Origin of the sequence: Sedimenticola sp., from assembly GCF_050289425.1 — a bacterium.
Classification (GTDB): Bacteria; Pseudomonadota; Gammaproteobacteria; order Chromatiales; family Chromatiaceae; genus Sedimenticola.
This window is the reverse complement of record NZ_JBNKFS010000096.1, coordinates 1-518: the sequence shown is the minus strand read 5'-3', so window position 1 is coordinate 518 and position 518 is coordinate 1. Positions and strand designations below refer to the sequence as shown.

The 518-nt window shown below is 56.8% G+C and carries 1 protein-coding gene; it reads left to right on the top strand.

The window, feature by feature from the left end; all coding sequences use genetic code 11:
* Window positions 1–198: 198 nt before the first annotated feature.
* The coding region (locus ACQY5R_RS18350; protein ID WP_428610730.1) for a hypothetical protein at window positions 199–518 on the top strand (320 nt) is incomplete at its 3' end.

Here is a 518-nt window from a genome sequence, read left to right as displayed (position 1 = left end):
CTTTTGCACCCATCTCCTTTGTCTTTTGCACTTGTTTTTCTTCACAATCTTCGGCCACCGTCCACCACCATGGCCGCTAAGCTTCCTCCCTCGCAGTTCAAGATGACAGACTCCTAGGCTAGCTTGCGGCGGCTGATGGGGTGGCAGGCGCCCGGTCTCACGTGCAAGGTGAAGAGTGGGGCCGCGTCACTGGCCAACATGAGGCTGGGTGACTTCATCTTCTTCGTGGCATACGCCCTGGCCGGGCTGGTGCCGCCGTTGTCCTCCTTCTTCCTCAAGCTGCTGGAATACTACGGGCTCCAATTGCACCACGTTTCCCCCAACTCCATCACGCTGATGGCCATCATCATCCACTTCTATGAGATGTTCGTGGGGGTGCGGCCATCAGTGTGGTTGTTCTGGCACTTCTTTGTAATGAAGGCTGCGAGGCTACACCCGCCACTCATCGATGGCTACTACTTTCAGTGCTGGACGCAGAACCTCTCTAGGTACATCGCGCCTGTCTCCCTAGGTAGGTG